17 protein-coding genes are annotated in these 16,625 nt (G+C 68.0%); 11 read left to right on the top strand and 6 right to left on the bottom strand.

All coding sequences use genetic code 11. The features are described from left to right. Nucleotides 1-69 precede the first annotated feature (69 nt). The 4 genes from moaA to HB677_RS03120 all read left to right on the top strand — a co-directional run bounded on the left by moaA (nt 70) and on the right by HB677_RS03120 (nt 3,909). A complete protein-coding gene (moaA, locus tag HB677_RS03135) occupies nt 70-1,137 on the top strand; it encodes a GTP 3',8-cyclase MoaA (RefSeq protein WP_213814219.1) in 1,068 nt (355 codons plus the stop codon). Next, the gene (locus HB677_RS03130; RefSeq protein ID WP_307852462.1) at nt 1,130-1,390 is read left to right on the top strand and encodes a MoaD/ThiS family protein; all 261 of its coding nucleotides are present in this window, start codon (nt 1,130-1,132) and stop codon (nt 1,388-1,390) included. Before moaA ends, HB677_RS03130 begins: the two co-directional genes overlap by 8 nt. Nucleotides 1,391-1,590: 200 nt before the next feature. Beyond that, the gene (locus HB677_RS03125; RefSeq protein WP_213814217.1) at nt 1,591-3,345 is read left to right on the top strand and encodes an HNH endonuclease signature motif containing protein; all 1,755 of its coding nucleotides are present in this window, start codon (nt 1,591-1,593) and stop codon (nt 3,343-3,345) included. A gap of 18 nt (nt 3,346-3,363) precedes the next feature. Continuing rightward, nucleotides 3,364-3,909, top strand: coding sequence for a GNAT family N-acetyltransferase (locus tag HB677_RS03120; protein WP_213814216.1), 546 nt, complete (start codon nt 3,364-3,366; stop codon nt 3,907-3,909). A gap of 98 nt (nt 3,910-4,007) precedes the next feature. Here HB677_RS03120 and HB677_RS03115 read toward each other — a convergent pair whose 3' ends face one another. From HB677_RS03115 to HB677_RS03100, 4 genes are read right to left on the bottom strand one after another with little or no spacing between them, the layout of a single operon-like run. Further along, nucleotides 4,008-4,433 (bottom strand): molybdenum cofactor biosynthesis protein MoaE, encoded by a 426-nt coding sequence (locus tag HB677_RS03115; protein ID WP_213814215.1) that lies wholly within the window; start codon nt 4,431-4,433, stop codon nt 4,008-4,010. Next, on the bottom strand, nt 4,426-5,421 hold the full coding sequence (moaCB, locus tag HB677_RS03110) for a bifunctional molybdenum cofactor biosynthesis protein MoaC/MoaB (RefSeq protein WP_307852461.1): 996 nt from the start codon (nt 5,419-5,421) through the stop codon (nt 4,426-4,428). The genes HB677_RS03115 and moaCB overlap by 8 nt, the downstream gene beginning before the upstream one ends. Next, complete coding sequence (gene glp / locus HB677_RS03105; protein ID WP_213814214.1) at nt 5,418-6,674, bottom strand: gephyrin-like molybdotransferase Glp; 1,257 nt, start codon at nt 6,672-6,674, stop codon at nt 5,418-5,420. The genes moaCB and glp overlap by 4 nt, the downstream gene beginning before the upstream one ends. A 6-nt stretch (nt 6,675-6,680) precedes the next feature. Next, the gene (locus HB677_RS03100) at nt 6,681-7,802 is read right to left on the bottom strand and encodes a ThiF family adenylyltransferase (protein WP_213814213.1); all 1,122 of its coding nucleotides are present in this window, start codon (nt 7,800-7,802) and stop codon (nt 6,681-6,683) included. 81 nt (nt 7,803-7,883) lie between these two features. On the opposite strand from HB677_RS03100, the gene HB677_RS03095 reads away from it, so the two are divergent. Genes HB677_RS03095 through HB677_RS03080 form a run of 4 tightly spaced genes read left to right on the top strand, consistent with a single transcriptional unit; the run spans nt 7,884 to nt 11,064 of the window. Next, nucleotides 7,884-8,288 (top strand): molybdopterin-binding protein, encoded by a 405-nt coding sequence (locus HB677_RS03095; RefSeq protein WP_213814212.1) that lies wholly within the window; start codon nt 7,884-7,886, stop codon nt 8,286-8,288. 4 nt (nt 8,289-8,292) lie between these two features. Then, on the top strand, nt 8,293-9,096 hold the full coding sequence (gene modA, locus HB677_RS03090) for a molybdate ABC transporter substrate-binding protein (protein WP_213814211.1): 804 nt from the start codon (nt 8,293-8,295) through the stop codon (nt 9,094-9,096). Between the two features lie 13 nt (nt 9,097-9,109). After that, entirely contained in the window at nt 9,110-9,979 is an 870-nt protein-coding gene (locus tag HB677_RS03085; RefSeq protein WP_213814210.1) for an ABC transporter permease, read from the top strand. Next, nucleotides 9,979-11,064, top strand: a complete 1,086-nt coding sequence (locus HB677_RS03080; protein ID WP_213814209.1) for a sulfate/molybdate ABC transporter ATP-binding protein — start codon at nt 9,979-9,981, stop codon at nt 11,062-11,064. Before HB677_RS03085 ends, HB677_RS03080 begins: the two co-directional genes overlap by 1 nt. A gap of 339 nt (nt 11,065-11,403) precedes the next feature. Here the strand turns inward: HB677_RS03080 and HB677_RS03075 are convergent, their stop codons facing one another. Further along, entirely contained in the window at nt 11,404-12,699 is a 1,296-nt protein-coding gene (locus tag HB677_RS03075) for an alpha-amylase family protein (RefSeq protein WP_213814208.1), read from the bottom strand. A gap of 77 nt (nt 12,700-12,776) precedes the next feature. Between HB677_RS03075 and HB677_RS03070 the strand changes: the two genes are divergently transcribed. Together HB677_RS03070 and HB677_RS03065 are read left to right on the top strand one after the other, a co-directional pair. Further along, nucleotides 12,777-13,862 carry an acetamidase/formamidase family protein gene (locus tag HB677_RS03070; RefSeq protein ID WP_213814207.1) on the top strand — a complete coding sequence of 362 codons (1,086 nt, stop codon included), beginning with the start codon at nt 12,777-12,779 and terminating at the stop codon, nt 13,860-13,862. Beyond that, nucleotides 13,855-15,465, top strand: a complete 1,611-nt coding sequence (locus HB677_RS03065; RefSeq protein ID WP_307852460.1) for an AtzH-like domain-containing protein — start codon at nt 13,855-13,857, stop codon at nt 15,463-15,465. Before HB677_RS03070 ends, HB677_RS03065 begins: the two co-directional genes overlap by 8 nt. 15 nt (nt 15,466-15,480) lie before the next feature. On the opposite strand, the gene HB677_RS03060 is transcribed toward HB677_RS03065, so the two are convergent. Then, the gene (locus tag HB677_RS03060; protein ID WP_213814206.1) at nt 15,481-15,948 is read right to left on the bottom strand and encodes an Lrp/AsnC family transcriptional regulator; all 468 of its coding nucleotides are present in this window, start codon (nt 15,946-15,948) and stop codon (nt 15,481-15,483) included. Nucleotides 15,949-16,057: 109 nt separating this feature from the next. Here HB677_RS03060 and HB677_RS03055 point away from each other — a divergent pair, with 109 nt between their 5' ends. Then, nucleotides 16,058-16,525 carry a DUF2000 domain-containing protein gene (locus HB677_RS03055; RefSeq protein WP_213814205.1) on the top strand — a complete coding sequence of 156 codons (468 nt, stop codon included), beginning with the start codon at nt 16,058-16,060 and terminating at the stop codon, nt 16,523-16,525. Nucleotides 16,526-16,625 lie beyond the last annotated feature (100 nt).

Genomic DNA, 16,625 nt, shown 5'->3' with positions numbered 1-16,625 from the left:
TACTGAAGAATTGAGTCGTTGTCGTGGCCACGGCCAGCACGTGCACGAATGAACACATAGGGTTAACGAATGACGCGTCTCGAGCTGGGCTTACCGGGTATTCGGCGGGATCCCGCACGCATGCCATCCACGCTGGGACGCCCCGATACGCCTGCGCTGATTGACAAGTTCGGTCGCGTCGCGCGCGACCTCCGGGTGTCCATCACCGAGAAGTGTTCGCTGCGCTGTACGTACTGCATGCCGGAGCAGGGTCTGCCCGCCATCCCGCGGGACAACTTGCTCACCGCGACCGAAATTGCCCGCCTCGTTGGTATCGGTGTTCGCGACCTCGGCATGCACGATGTGCGCTTCACCGGTGGTGAGCCGCTCATGCGGGTCGACCTCGTCGAGATCATCGCGCGCAGCGCGGAGGTCGCCCAGGGCGCCTCTATCTCGATGACCACGAATGCCATCGGACTCGACAAGCGCGTCGACGCGCTCGTCGCGGCTGGACTCAACCGCGTGAACATCTCCCTCGACACCGTCGACCGCGACCACTTCGCGCGGCTCACGCGCCGCGATCGCCTGCCGTCCGTGCTCGCCGGAATCAAGGCGGCGCAGGCTGCGGGCGTGAAGCCCCTCAAGATCAATGCCGTGCTCATGCGCGACACCCTCGGTGGTGCCGTCGACCTGCTCGAGTGGTCGCTCGAGAACGGGTGCCGCCTGCGGTTCATCGAGCAGATGCCGCTGGATGCCGACGAATCATGGGCGCGGGACAACATGGTGGATGCCGCGGAGTTGCTCGCTGTCCTCGGTGAACGTTTCGAGCTGACTGCGCCGACCCGCGAAGACCCGTCCGCGCCGGCCGAGGAATGGCTCGTCAACGGCGGACCCGGCACCGTGGGAATCATCGCTTCGGTCACCCGTTCGTTCTGTGCCGACTGTGACCGCACCCGGCTCACGGCCGAGGGCACCATCCGGTCGTGCCTCTTCGGTGACGACGAGACGGACCTGCGCGGTCTCATGCGCGGGGGCGCCGACGATCACACCATCGCCGAGTGGTGGAGAGCGGCCATGTGGGGCAAGCAGGCCGGACACAACATCAATGCGGACGACTTCATCCGTCCCCTCCGCAGCATGGGCGCTATCGGTGGTTAGGGTTCGGTACTTCGCGGCGGCGGCAGAGGCTGCCGGATGCGAAGAGCAGGTTCTGCCCGAGGCATCCACTTCTCTCGCCGGTGCAGTTCTCACGGTCGGCGACGTGCGTCGCGCGCTTATCGAGCTGTACGGCGATCCCATGGCGCGGGTGCTCGCGTCGGGTTCGTTTCTCGTCGATGGTGTGGTGAGTCGGGATGACTCGCGGCCGGTCGGTTCCACCGTCGATGTACTCCCGCCCTTCGCCGGTGGTTAGAGGCTTCCGGCTCGTCTCCCGCACGGCTCACGACGCATCGCCCCCGCACGGCTCTCCCTCTCGGGTCCCGAGGCATCGCCCCGCTCGGGCTCTCCCACTCGGGTAGGCGTCTTCTCCTCCACAGGGCGCGATTTTCTCCCCAACTCCACCGATGTCTCGAACACCCGTTCCGGGCCACTGGGTCGGCGTTGAATTGTTCTATGACGTTCACCTCCGACCCCGGCGGGCCCCGTGAGCCCGGCGACCCTGGCCAGCCCGGTCAGCCGGGTCAGTCCGGCGACCCTGGCGACGGCGCGCGCATGACTCGCGTCGAGGAGATCAACCAGGAGGTCGGCTCACTGGTCGATCAGATGGTCACCGACGAGCGTCTCGCGCGAGGGCTCGCGGCCCGTCGTGCTTCCCACATTGATCGCATCCGGCGCCTCACCCTCGAGCGCAACCGCCTCACCGTTCCGGCGATCCGACGCGACGGGTGGGACTTCGCCAACACCGCCATTCGGGAAACCGCGACAGAGATTGCACACGCACTCCTGATCTCCGAAAAAGTGGCGAAGAAGCTCATCGTGGAATCCGAGACCCTCGTCTACGACCTGCCCGACACCCACACCGCACTGTTCAGCGGAGAACTCAGCTACCAGCACGCCGCGGTGATTGCCAAGGAGTCCTGGTTCCTTCCCGATGAATGCCTGCCGGCGTTTGAGCAGTCGGTCATACCGGAGGCGGCCACCAAGACGGTGCCCCGGTTCCGGGAACGGGTGAAAATCATTCGGGAGCGCATCCATCCGGTGTCGTTGGAGGTGCGGCACGAACGGGCTCTCCGCGAGCGTGCGGTCTTCGTCGACAACGGGCCCGACGGAATGGCCACACTGACCTATACCGATAGCGCGGAGAAGGTCATCCCGATCTACAACCGAATCGACAAGACTGCGCGCGCTCTTCGGGGGCCGAACGAGCAACGCACTCTCCCGGAGCTGCGTGCCGATGCTCTCGGCGATCTGGGACTCAACGGCACTCCGAGCCCGGAGTACGACAAGGGTGTGACGCCGACCGTGTTGATTGCCGTTCCCGTTCTGACCGCCATGGGCGAGGGTTCCGAGCCGGCCATGATGGAGGGCTACGGCCCCATCGACCCCGAGACAGCCCGGAGGTTAGCGGCGAGAGCGCCGTCCTTCTACCGAATCCTGACCCATCCGGAGACGGGAGCGATCCTGTCGCTCGGGCGCACCACCTACCGGGTGCCGGCGGACCTGCGCCGGTTCGTGCGGCTGCGGGACGGAACGTGCCGAGGCGGGGTGGGGTGTCCTACTCCGGCGGAGCAGTGCGACATCGACCACACCGAAGAATGGCAGGACGGCGGGGAGACCGACGCCGAGAATCTCGCTCACCTGTGTCGCAGCCATCACAGTTTCAAGTCTTACTCGGCCTGGACCGTCGTCCAGATTGGCGGGGGCAGGTTGGAGTGGACCTCACCCAGTGGCAAGAAGTACATCACCGAACCCAGCAGCTTTATCGGTCCGATGCCCTTCACGATGCCCGAGCTTGGGCCGGCCGGGCCGATCGAGCTGCCCGAACTGCCCGAGCTGCCCGAACTGGTCGAACCCGGCGACGGGTCTCCACACGAACGGCCACCACATGTCGGGCCAGCACATGTCGAGCCACCACATGTCGACCCTGTAGAGGCCGACCCCATCGATGACGGCAACTCAGCGGTGCCCATCGATCCCCGCGATCCCTTCGGTTTCCCGGAACTCTTAGAACCTCTTCTCGACTGGCCCGAAACTCCACTCGACTGGCCGGAGCCACCTTCGGACTGGCCCGAACTTCCAGCTGACTGGCCGGAGCCACCATCGGACGGGCCACAACCTCCATCGGACGGGCCACAACCTCCATCCGACCGGCCGGAATCTCTACCCGACGGCCCGGAACGACCGCCCGGCGTTCCGTCCGCCACCTAGCCGATGTACCGTCACAGAATGACGACAGACGCAGCCGCTGGCTCCGACATCTCGCTGGCGCTCTGGGCCCCCGGTGACCTCGCGGTCCTCGAGCGGAGCAACAGCCCCGAGATGATGGTCTTCCTCGGAGGACCCGAAACCCAGCAGCAACTTGCGGCCCGGCACGAACGCTATCTGCGCCTCGTCGCCAGCGGCGAGGCTCAGATGTTTCGCATCGAGTTGGGAGGCCCGGGGCATCCCGTCGGTGCCGTCGGATACTGGAAGACGGAGTGGGAGGGTGCTCCCGTGTATGAGACCGGGTGGAACATCCACTCGCCGTTTCAGGGACGCGGCATCGCCAAGCGCGCCGTAGTCCTTGCCCTGCAGCACGCCGCCGCCCACGGCGACGGCGATCGCAGCCTGGTGCTCGCGTTTCCGCGCATCGATAACAGCGCATCGAATGCGTTGTGCAGGTCGATTGGGTTTGAGTTCCGGGGAGAGCAGGGGTTCGAGTATCCGAAAGGACATCCGATCCGGGTCAACGCGTTCGCGTACGACCTCGCGCGGCTCCGCACCTCGGCCTGAGCCTGAGCGCCACAGCCTGAGCCTGAGCACCGCGGCGTGAGCCTGAGCACCGCGGCGTGAGCCTGCCCTCTGCCTGAGTCTGAGCGCCTCCGCGGGAGCTACAGACCCACCCACTCGGTAGCGCCATCGGCGAGGTGCTGACGTTTCCAGATCGGCACCGTCTCCTTGATGATGTTGATGAGACGCTCACACGCGGCGAAGGCCTCCGCGCGGTGCGGAGCGGCAACCGCCGCCACCAGCGCGACGTCACCGATGGTGAGGGAACCGATGCGGTGGGCCGCAGCAACGCGCAGCCCGGTCTCCTCCGCGACCGTCACGCAGCAATCCTCGAGGAACTGCTGCGCATCCGGGTGTGCAGAGTACTCGAGCGAGCTCACCGCGGCACCATGATCATGGTTACGAATCACGCCGCGGAACGTCACCACGGCACCGTCCTCCGCAGCGAGCACAAAGCTCTCGATGTGATGCTCGTCGAGCGGCTGGTCGGAGACCAGCGCAAACACTGACACGTCCTGGTCACTCATGGGCTCCGCCTCCGCTGATCTGCGCTACGAGATGGTCGAGCAGACCATCGAGAACGGACAGGCCGTCCTTAACACCACCAGGCGATCCCGGAAGGTTCACGATAACCGTTCCGTTGGCGGTGCCGGCCAGCCCGCGACTGAGTGCAGCGGTCGGCGTGACGGCCAGCCCCCTCGCCCGAATCGCCTCGGCGACGCCGGGCAGCTCCCGGTCCAACAGCGCGCGCGTGCCCTCCGGCGTCACATCGGTCGGGCTGAGGCCCGTTCCGCCCGTCGTGATGATGACGGCAGGGGCGGATGCCACGACACGGGCGAGTTCGTCCGCGACGTCCGCATCCGCAACGACCGTCACCGCGTCGACCGCGTAGCCGTGGTCGGCAAGCCACGTCGCGATGCGCGGTCCGGTGGTGTCTTCGCGCGTACCGGCGGCCCCATTCGTGGACGCCACGATGACAGCGGCGGTGGACGGACGCGGCCGAGAGGGAACGGCGGTCGTGCCATCCGCCCCGCTCGTCCAATGCCCACGCTTGCCGCCGGTCTTCTCCCGCAGCTGGATGTCGGTGAGGATGCACCCCGGGTCGACGGCCTTGACCATGTCGTGCAGGGTGAGGCCCGCGATGGCGACCGCGGTGAGGGCCTCCATCTCGACCCCGGTCTGACCGGCAGTTTTAGCGGTCGCGGTGATGAGAATCGAGGTCTCGTCGAAGGCGAAGTCAATCGTCACCGACGACAGCGGCACCTGGTGACACAGCGGGATGAGCTCGCTCGTCTTCTTCGCACCGAGGATGCCGGCGATGCGCGCGGTGGCCAGCACGTCCGCCTTGGGCAGGTCGTCGGCACGCACGAGGTCGAGCACGTCCGGGCGAGTGATGAGCCGGCCGGTCGCGAGCGCGGTGCGGGCGGTGACCTTCTTCGCACCGACGTCGATCATGCGGGCACGACCCTCGGAATCGAGGTGGGTGAGTTCGGTGGGCGATGTCGCGTCGGTCACAGCTGCCAGGTCTCCACGGTGTCGCCCGCTTTCATGTCGAGTGTTTCTGTGGGTACGTCGATGAGGACGTCGGATGCCGCGAGCCCGGCAACCAGGTGGGACCCGGGTCCTGCCACCTGCTCCACCCGGCCATCGCCGAGGGTGCGTCCGCGGAGGAACTGCCGTTTGCCCGGCACCGACCGGATGTCATGCACGAGCCGAAGCACCGGTCGGGTGGCGGCGGGAAGTCCGGCGACCTCCCGCAGTATCGGCGCGACGAAGACCTCGAACGAGATCTGCGTGCTCACCGGGTTGCCCGGAAAACTGATGACTGGAACACCGTCGAACACCGCGGTGGTCTGGGGTCCGCCCGGCTGCATGGCGATGTGCCCGACGCGGGCGCCGAGCGGTCCGAGGACCTCGCGCACGACCTCGTACTCGCCCTTGGAGATGCCGCCAGAGGTCAGCACGATGTCCGAGGCTGCCGCGGCCTCGCGCAGGGCGGCAAGCATGATCGCGTGGTCGTCGACAACGCGCGCGACGAACGACACCTCGGCGTCGATGGCGCGCACGGCGGATGTCAGGGCGATGGAGTTGGCGTCGAACACCTGTCCCGCTCCGGCGACCTCGCCGGGAGCGACGAGCTCGGCACCGGTGGTCAGCACTGCGACCCGGGGCCGGGGGCGCACCGTTACGGTGGCGATCCCGGCGGCGGCAAGCACCGCGAGGTGGCGGGGCGCGAGCCGAAGCCCCGCGGGCAACAGTTCGGTGCCGGCGCTCACGTCACTTCCGCGATCCCGCACGTATTCGCCGATCGCGCGCCCCCGCGTGATGGTGACCGATTCGATCCCGAGGGAGGTCGCGACGGAGGTGTCCTCGACGGGAATGATCGCGTCCGCGTCATCCGGAACCGGCGCGCCCGTCATAATGCGCACGGCGGTGCCTGCAACGAGAGCGGCGGGGTTCCCGGGGCGGGCCGCGACCTCACCGACGACGGGGAGTGTTGCCGGCAGGGTATGCAGGTCCGCGGTGTGCACGGCGAAACCGTCCATCTGCGAGTTCCTGAAGAGGGGGAGGTCCACCGGGGAGGTGACCGCGACCGCGGTCACCCGTCCGAGGGCGTCCGCGAGGCCGACGGCCTGGAACGAGTCGGGATCTGTCGTGCGGGCGACGGCGGGCGCGAGTAGCTCCCGGACGAGGGCCGCATGGTCCTCCACCGACGTCGAGCTGTGCGCGTGGGTGCCGGCAGGCGCGGCGGGAGAAGTCGAATGCATCGTGATTCAGTATCGCGCGAGAGTGGGGTCCACGCGTCGCGCCCACGCGTCGATGCCACCCTCGAGGTGACGCACCGCCGTGAATCCGAACCGCTCGAGAATCTCCAGCGCCGTCGCCGACCGCACACCGTGGTGGCAGTACACGACAATCGGGTCGGACGGATCGAGGTCGGTGAAGCCGTGCTCGAGCGCTGTCTCCAGCGACCCGAGCGGCAGCAAGACGGTGCCGGGCAGGCTCGCGATTTCCGCTTCCCAGGTCTCGCGGACGTCGAGCAGTGTCAGCGCGGCGCCCGATTCGATCTCGCTCGCCAGCTCGTCGGCGGTGACGGTGTCCCGCGGTGGCGTGATGCCGCAAAACAGGTCGTAGTCGATGAGGCCGGTGATCGGCTCCGCCGTCGGATCGATGCCGTACGCGATCTCGCGGAAGCCACCGGTCAGCGCATCAAACGTCGTGACCTTGCCGAGCAGGGGCGCGCCTACACCGGTGATGAGCTTGATGGTCTCGGTTGCCATGATCGAACCGACGACCGCACACACCGTCGGCAGAACGCCACCGACCGCACACGACAGCACCGAGCCCGCGGGCGGCGGCGTGGGGAACAGGTCCCGATACTGCGGACCATGCCCGGCCCAGCAGACCCCTGCCTGCCCGGCGTACTGGGAGACGGCACCCCACACGAGTGGGATCCCGGTCAGCGCGGCAGCGTCGTTGGCCAGGTACCGCGTCGGAAAGTTGTCGCTGCCGTCCAGCACCACGTCGTAGCCGGCGAAGATCTCCAGCGCGTTCTGCGAGGTGAGCCGGGTCGCGTGCGCGACCACGTGCGTCGCGGGATTAAGAGCGGAAATGGATGCCACGGCCGAGTCCACCTTGTTGCGCCCGACATCCGCGGGGGAGTGCAGGTACTGCCGGTGCAAGTTGCTCGACTCGACGAGGTCATCGTCGATGATTCCGATCGTGCCGACCCCGGCCGCTGCCAGCGCCGGGATCGTCGAGCTGCCGAGCCCACCGGCGCCGATCACCAGCACGCGCGCCGCGCGCAGCGAGTCCTGCGCTTGCTGCCCGAAACCGGGAAGGGTGACCTGTCGCAGGTAGCGATCCGAGGGCTCGGGTACCGGGGCGTGTTCCATGTGCGCAATTCTCGCAGTCGCGACCGGGTGGATGCCGGTCAGGTTCATCGCAACCGCGTTCACGGATATATGGTTATCTTCATGACGCAGATACGGATTCGTGAGGCCGCGGGCTACCTCGGCGTCAGCGACGACACAGTTCGTCGCTGGATCGATAACGGCACCCTGTCGAGCACCCGGGATGACGCCGGCGTGATCGTCGTCGATGGGCTTGAGCTCGCACAGCTCGCCCAGGGACACGCGGTGCTACCCGAGGACCCGTCGGGGATGGGCAGTTCCGCCCGCAACCGCTTCGTGGGTCTCGTCACCAAGATCACCATGGACACCGTCATGGCCCAGGTGGAGCTGCAGTGTGGTCCGCACCGCGTTGTCTCCCTCATGAGCAGCGAGGCCGTGCGTGAGCTCGGACTCGAACCCGGCTCCGTAGCTGTCGCCGTTGTGAAAGCCACAACGGTCATCGTCGAAACCCCTCGGGGGAAGGTCTAACCCAATGCGCACATCCACTCGTTTCATCGCCGGGCTCGCCCTGTCGCTCGCTGTCGTCGCCGGCACCGCCGCGTGCTCGAGCAGCTCGTCGCCCGATAGCTCCAGCAGCGATACGGCAACCACGTCGAGCCTGAGCGGATCGATCACGGTCTTCGCCGCGGCATCCCTCAAGGGAACCTTCACCGACCTGGCAGCCAGCTTCGAGAAGGCCAACCCCGACGTGAAGGTCGCGCTGAGCTTCGCCGGATCGTCCGACCTGGTCACGCAGATCACCGAGGGTGCGCCGGCAGACGTCTTCGCGTCCGCGGACACCAAGAACATGACCAAGCTCACCGACGCAAGCCTCACCGCGAGTGACCCCGTGAACTTCGCCACGAACACGCTGGAGATTGCGGTACCGACCGACAACCCGGCATCCGTCGCGTCCTTCCAGGACCTCGCCAAGGCAGACGTCAAGACCGTCATTTGCGCGCCCGCCGTGCCGTGTGGGGCTGCCGCGCTGAAGATCGAGACCGCGACGGGCGTCACACTGAAGCCCGTGAGCGAGGAGTCGTCGGTCACCGACGTGCTCGGCAAGGTCACCTCGGGCGAGGCTGACGCCGGCCTCGTGTACGTCACCGACATCAAGGCCGCCGGCGACACGGTGAAGGGAATCACCTTCCCCGAGTCGAGTGAGGCAGTGAACACGTACCCGATTGCGACGCTCAAGGATTCGAAGGAGTCCGCGATCGCCGACGCGTTCGTCGCCTACGTGACCGGTACCGTCGGCCAGGGCGTGCTCGCCGACGCCGGGTTCGCCAAGCCGTAACATCGCTAGCACCATGACGCGGGCGACGAGACGATACTCCGCGGTACCCCGTTGGGTGATCGTGCTCGCCGCCCTCGGCGCCTGCTTCACCCTGTTGCCACTGGTCGCGATGGCGACCCGCGTCAACTGGGGTGACTTTGGCGCACTCATCACGTCGGAGTCCTCGGTCGACGCGTTGCTGCTGAGCCTGCGCACGTCGGTGTCGGCCACCGTGCTGTGCGTGGTGTTCGGGGTGCCCATGGCGCTGGTGCTCGCGCGCACCTCGTTCCCCGGCCAGCGAGTGCTGCGGGCCCTCGTGCTGCTGCCGCTCGTGCTGCCGCCCGTCATTGGCGGAATCGCTCTGCTCGCCACCTTCGGCCGCCGCGGACTGCTCGGCCACACGTTCGAGGTGCTGGGCATCCAGATCGCGTTCTCCACGACTGCCGTCGTGATCGCGCAGACGTTTGTCGCGCTGCCGTTTCTCGTGGTGAGTCTCGAGGGCGCGCTGCGCGTCGCCGGAACCCGGTACGAGGCGGTGGCCTCCACCCTCGGCGCGCGCCCCACGACGGTGTTGCGCCGCATCACCCTTCCCCTCGTGCTGCCGGCCCTCCTGTCGGGCGCCGTTCTGTCGTTCGCGCGGGCGCTCGGCGAGTTTGGGGCAACACTCACGTTCGCCGGAAGTCTTCAGGGGGTGACGCGCACGCTGCCGCTCGAGATCTACCTGCAGCGGGAGACGGATCCGGATGCCGCGGTGGCGCTGTCCCTCGTGCTGGTCGTCGTTGCCGTGCTCGTTGTTGGCCTGACGCTGCGCACCGGAAGCGTCGACGCGGGACTGGCGCGACGCCCGCGACTCGCGGTCGTCACGCCGGCGCGGGAGACTCACTCGGCGGCGGACGGCTCCTGATGCTGACCTTCGACGCGCGCGTCGACGCCCGCGGTTTCGACCTCGCCCTCGACGTCGCGGAGGGTGAGACGGTCGCAATCCTCGGTCCCAACGGTGCGGGAAAGTCGACGCTGCTGTCCCTCATTTCCGGGTTGCTGCGCGCCGATGAGGGATCAGCCGCGCTGGGGTCGACCGTGTTGTTCGACCAGCCCGGGGCATCCCGAGCCGGATCGCGAGCGGAATCGCGCGGGAGACCCGGGACAGCCGCCTGGCTTGCCCCGCATCTGCGCGGCGTCGCTCTGCTCTCGCAGGAGGCGCTGCTGTTTCCGCACCTGAGCGTGCTCGACAACGTGGCCTTCGGCCCGAGAAGCGCTGGGGTGTCCACCACTGCGGCACGGGCGACGGCGCGCGAGTGGCTCGCGGAGGTCGAGGCATCCGACCTCGCCGACCGCCGTCCGTCACAGTTGTCCGGCGGGCAGGCGCAGCGCGTCGCCATCGCCCGCGCGCTCGCCGCGAACCCCCGGCTGCTGCTGCTCGATGAACCGCTCGCCGCGCTCGACATCGCCGTCGCCCCGGCCCTGCGCCGGATGCTGCGCCGGGTTCTCGTGGGACGCACCGCCATCGTCGTCACGCACGAGGTGCTGGACGCGGTGACCTTTGCCGACCGGGTTGTCGTGATGTCCCGCGGCCAGATACTCGAGCAGGGCACCACGCACGATGTGTTGGAGCGGCCGAGGCATCCATTCACCGCGCAGCTGGCGGGACTCAACCTGCTGACCGGCATGCGCACCGCGGCCGGGATGCGCACCGACGCCGGCGTCGAGATCGCGGCCGGTCCGAGCGATCTCGCGGAGGGCATCGCCGTGGCGGCGGCCGTGCGTCCGGGTGCGGTCGCGGTGCTGCGGGACGGGTCGCCCGAGCCGGGTGCGGGAGTGATCGAGGTTGTCGTTACCGACCTGGAACCGCGGGGCGATGTCGTCCGTGTGCGTGCGGGAGAGCTGAGTGCGGATGTCCCGCCCGCGCGCATCGCGCAACTCGATCTGGTTCCTGGGGATTCCGTGCGCTTCGCGCTGCGTCCCGACGACGTGGAGCTGTACGCGCGCTGAGGATTAGCTGGTGCTATACCGGGTGCAGGTCTCGACCTTGCAGCACGACAATATGCTGAGCAAAACTCCACCAGCTAGGGGCGATCGATGGCAATATCTATGGAGATTTTAGAGTTTGGCGTTCGGGTGCTGGTTGAGGGCGTACTCACCTGGATATGGCCCAACCGCGCGACCGACACAATGACCCAGAAAAAGATGGATGCCGCCAACTCGCGGACACGTGCTCGCTTTCTTGCCAAGAACGAACGGCGTGACCGCAGGATCACGGCACAGCGGGAACGTGCGGGAATCCGACGCAGGTAGGTGGGAGCTCGCGGCCGCGGATGAATGGGTGGCGCGCTAGGCCAATACCGCCCAGCCGTGCGCGGGCACGGTTATTGTGCCCTCAATTCCTGCGGTACCAGCCAACACCTCGGAGACCAATGCCGTGGATGCCTCGACGGCGAGCGGGGCGTCCCCGAGGTTCAGCGCGACCACGAGCCGCCTCGTCTCCGGACCCCCGGGAGCAGTCATCTCGTAGACATACGTTTCGTTGGTCAGCGCGAGCTGACGGCTGGTCGCCGCGTGCAGCCAGGCGTGGCGGCGACGCAGCCCGATGAGTTCTTGGTGCAGCCGGAAGACGGGGTTGTCGTCGGGCGACACCTCGGCAGGGTCGGACGGGAACGCGGGACGAACAGCGTCGTCCCCACCGGCGCGCTGCTCCTTGATGCCGGTCATGCCGAGCTCGTCGCCGTAGTAGACACTGGGCGTTCCACCGAGGGTGAAGAGCAGCACGAGCGCGTGGGCGCGATGGCGCTCGTCGGCGATCTGGCTCGCGATGCGGGTGACGTCGTGGTTTCCGACGAAGGTGTACGGCACGAACGTCTCGAGGAACTCGGTGTGACGTTGTAGCGCCCAATCGATCTCGAAGAAGTTGGCCTCGGCGATGCCGTGCCAGATCGCCTGCCACAGTTCGTACTGGGTGGCGCTGTCCATGGTCGACGACGCCACGATGCCCGGATAGTCGCCGTGCAGCACCTCGCCGACGATGTACACGTCCGGATGGCTCTCGCGCACCCGCGGCAACACGCGCGCCCAGAACCCGACGGGAACCGAGTACGCGGCATCCAGCCGCCACCCGTCCGCACCGCGCTCGAGCCAGTGGTTCATCACCGACACGACGTAGTCGACCACCGCAGGGTTGTCGTGGTTGAGGGCCACGAGGGCGTCGTGCCCCTCGAAGTTGGCGAGCCGCCCCGAGGCATCCCGAACAAAGAGGGCATTGTCGGGTGCGTCGGCGTCCGCGAGCGCTGCCCGCAGCGGAGCGAAGTCGCGTCCGACATGGTTGAAGACGCCGTCGAGCAGCACGCGGATGCCCCGGGCGTGAGCCTCGGCGATCAGGTGCTCGAAGTCCGTGGTGTCGCCCAGCCGCGCGTCGATGCGGAAGTAGTCGGTGGTGTCGTATCCGTGCGTACCCGACTCGAAGATGGGACCGAGGGCGAGGCCGTTGACACCGAGTCGCAGCAGGTAATCGAGCCACCCCTCGAGGCCGGCGAGGCGGTGGGTCGGGGTGCGGTCCTGGCCGGTGGTGTCGGCCCCCACGAATCCGAGGGGATAGACGTGCCACCACATGACGTGCTCAGTCCATTCGGGCATGGTGTCCATTATCCGTGGGCGCGCTGGGCGGCGGCTCGGTGCAGTTTCGCGTAACACCGGGTCGCTAGGGTTCTCAGGTGAGCACGCACAGCATTCTTCAGCCCGGCAGCGGTCCGATTCGGTCGCAGCACTATGTACCCGCGGACGAGGCATCCATTCTGTGGGGCCGCCTTCCCTGCGCCGCCGATGTGCCGGTGCTGACCGTGGATTCCGGCACCGAAGTGACAATCGACACCATCAGCCACGAGGGCATCGTCGAAGACCAGGGACGTAACCCACTCGCGTTCTTCGCGAAGTACGGCGTCGACGCCGACAGTGTGCTGGTGGATGCCTCGGCGCTCGCAACCTCGGATTACCCGCGCGACACCACGACCGATGGGCCGCACGTCATCACCGGACCGATCGCCGTGCGCGGCGCCGAGCCCGGCGACCTGCTGAAGATCACCGTGCTGGAGACACTTCCGCGCGTGCCGTACGGCGTGATTTCCAACCGCCACGGGCGCGGAGCACTTCCCGGCGAGTTCCCGCGGGGCGAGGGCAACGTCAGTGTCTTCGCCGCGGTCGAGGAGCGTGACGGGGTCGACGTGGGCACGATGCCGCGCGTTCTCGGCGGTGCCCACACCGTCACCTTCCCGTTGGCGCCGTTCCTCGGCATCATGGGCGTCGCGGTCGCCGGCGACGTGCGACCGCACTCCGTCCCGCCCGGCGCGCACGGAGGCAACATCGACATCAACCTGCTGACCGTGGGTGCCAGCCTGTACCTTCCCGTGCAGGTGCCGGGTGCGCTCGCGTATGTCGGAGACCCGCACTTCGCGCAGGGTGACGGCGAGGTCGCGCTGACGGCGATGGAGGCGTCCCTGCGGGTGACGCTGCGCTTCGACGTGATTCCCGCGGCCACCGCGCTGCACGAATTCGGGGCGCTGGTGGGGCCGCTCGCGGAGACCACCGACTACCTGATCCCGACCGGCATGAGCCCGGACCTCGACGAGGCCGTGCAGAACTGCGTGCGCGCGGCGATCGCACTGCTGCAGGCCCGCTTCGGCATGGATCCCGAGCACGCGTACGCGTACCTCAGCGCCGCGACAGACTTCAACATTTCGCAGGTCGTCGACCTGGTCAAGGGCGTTCACGCCCGCATCCGAGTGGAGGATTTCCGTGGCTGATTCGGCACACATCGAGGATCGCCCCGCCCCGCACCTTCCCGCGGGCGTTGAGGCGCCCGCCGGCCTGATCGACGCTTTCTGGGAGTACGAGACCGCCCTGATGGGCGACGATCTTGTCGCCCTCGACCGCCTGTTCGCTCCCGGCGAGGACACGCTGCGCGGCGACGCCGGCGGGCTCCTCATCGGTCACGACGCGATCAGCGGGTTCCGCAAGGGACGGGGTGGATCACCGCAGCGCGCCATCCTCCGGGTCGAGGTGCGCCCGGTCGGGCACGACGCCGCCCTCATCGTCGCCGTGACGGCACCGCTGACCGGCGGTCGGGGCCAGCAGACCCAGCTTTGGCGCGCGCAGACCTCCATCGACGGCGCCCGCGAGTGGAAGGTCGAGGCCGCTCACGTGCACCTCCCGGCCCCCGCGATCCCACCGTCCACCTGGCGCGTTGTCGGTTCGCCGCTGGTGACCGGCGCCGGCGAGGGTCCGTTGATGGGCCAGCGCGTCGCCGTGAAGGACCTGTTCGCGGTGGCCCGCTACGCCGTGGGCGGGGGAGTTCCCGCCTTCCTCGATGGTGCCGAGCCCGCGACATCCCACGCTCCCGCCGTTGCCGCGCTGCTGAACGCCGGCGCCGACGTGCAGGGCATCGCGCAGACCGACGAATTCGCCTACAGCATCGCCGGCCGCAACCCGCACTACGGAACGCCTCCCAACCCGGCCGTGCCCGGAGCGATCTCGGGCGGGTCCTCCAGCGGACCGGCCAGCGCGGTGGCCATGGGCCAGGCGACCATCGGCCTCGGCACCGACACGGGCGGCTCGATCCGCGTGCCGGCGTCGTACCAAGGCCTCTGGGGTCTGCGCACGACGCACGATGCCGTCAGCGTCGGTGGGGTGCTGCCACTCGCGCCCTCCTTCGACACGGTGGGATGGATGACCCGGGATGCCGCGACGCTGCGTCTCGCCGCCACCGCGAGCCTTCCCCCCGCGCGTCAGAAGTCTGCGGAACGCAGGTTTGCCGTCGCTCCGGCGCTGACCGCGCTGCTCACCGACGAGGTGCGGACGAGTTTTGCCGCCGCGATCGCGGAGCTCTCGGCCGCCGGTCTCGTTGATGACCTGGTCGAGGTCGATCTCGGTGACATCGACAAGCTGTTCGAGACGTATCGCGTTGTGCAGGCGTCGGAGGCGTGGGGAGTTCACGGTGACTGGATCACCGCGCACCCCGGGTCCCTCGGCGATGACGTCGCGGCCCGCTTCCGCATCGCCGCGGAGATCAGTGGGGAGACCACTGCCCTTGCCCGGAGCGCCGCCATGGTGGCGGAGGCGCGCATCGGGGCCGAGCTGGACGACCGGATCCTGTTGCTGCCGTCCGCGACATCCGCTGCTCCCTCGGCGACAGCCGATTCCGCGGAGATCGAGACGGTGCGCGCCGGAACGATGCGGCTGACCTGCATCGCCGGGATCTCGCGCAAACCCGCCCTGTCGGTGCCGGTGATGACGGTGGCGACCGCCACGACCGACACCGCGCCGGTCGGGCTCTGCCTCGTGGGTCCGCGGTTCACGGACCTGTCGCTCATCCAGATCGGCGAGGACTTCGCGGCGGCGCTGGCCTGACCTGACTGGCCCTCGCTAGCGTTTGCGTGCGGGCAGTGGCTCGATGCGCGGGTTGCGGATGTGTTCGTAGACGACGGATGTCCGCACATCCGCGACCTCGGATCGCTGCGTCAACTCGTCGATGACGAACCCGTACAGGCTGTCGTTGTCGGCGACGGCGAGGTGAATGATGAAGTCCTCGTTGCCGGTGGTGACGAAGACGCCAAGGGTCTGCGGACGGGATGCTGCCCAATCCCGGAATGCCTCGATGACGGCGCGGGACGGCGGGCGGATCCGCACGGCGACGAGCGCCTGCACCGGGCGCCCGATCGAGGGCAGGTCGACATCAAGGACCGTGCCGCGGATGATGCCCCGGGCGCGCAGGGACCTGGTTCGGTCGAGTGCGGTGGTGGGGGAGACGCCGACGGCGGCGGCCACGTCGCGGTTGGTCATCCGGGCATCTGACTGCAATTCCCGCAGGATCGCCTGATCTAATTCGTCCATGTGCGCCAGAATAGCTGCCGTGCCGGACTAAATACGGACTTGCTGTGGCTAGTCCGAATCAGAAACTAGGGTTGCTCTCGGTTACCGGATTATCGAACGCAGGAGAGACATGACGACCGAGGTTGGATTCGCGCCGGACGAGATCGACACGAGCGCGCCCACGCGCGCCGCCCGCCTGAAGTGGGTCATCGTGGTCAACGACTCGCTGAGCCCGGGACTGGCGGTGAACGCGGCCAGCTGTGTCTCGGCGGCCACGTCGCAGCACATCGCCGGACTGCTCGGCGAGGGAGTCGTCGACCTGGACGGGAGCGACCACCCTGGTCTCCCGTGGGCCGGATGCTCCGTGCTCGAGGCGGACGTCGACTCGCTCCGGGTCATCCGTGCCAAGGCAGACGCGCACCCCGAGACCTTCGTCGTCGACATGCCCGCGGCCGCGCAGCAGACCCGCGTCTACGATGAGTACCGCGCCGCCGTCGCCGAGTCATCGGGGGACGCCATCGATTATTACGCCGTCAGCATCGTCGGCCCGCGGAACGCCGTGGATCGCATCGTGAAGAGGCTGTCGCTGCTGGGGTAGTCACCGCGGGCGCACACACGCCCGCGCCGCACAAGCACAGACGTGCGGCATGGACGACAGGTGATGTCAACCCTTGCGACCCGTTTTTGGCGGGGTTGAC

This window comes from Glaciihabitans sp. dw_435, assembly GCF_018449675.1.
Lineage (GTDB): Bacteria > Actinomycetota > Actinomycetes > Actinomycetales > Microbacteriaceae > Glaciihabitans.
Note: the sequence above shows the minus strand (reverse complement) of the source record. Positions and strands in the feature narration are given on the sequence as shown.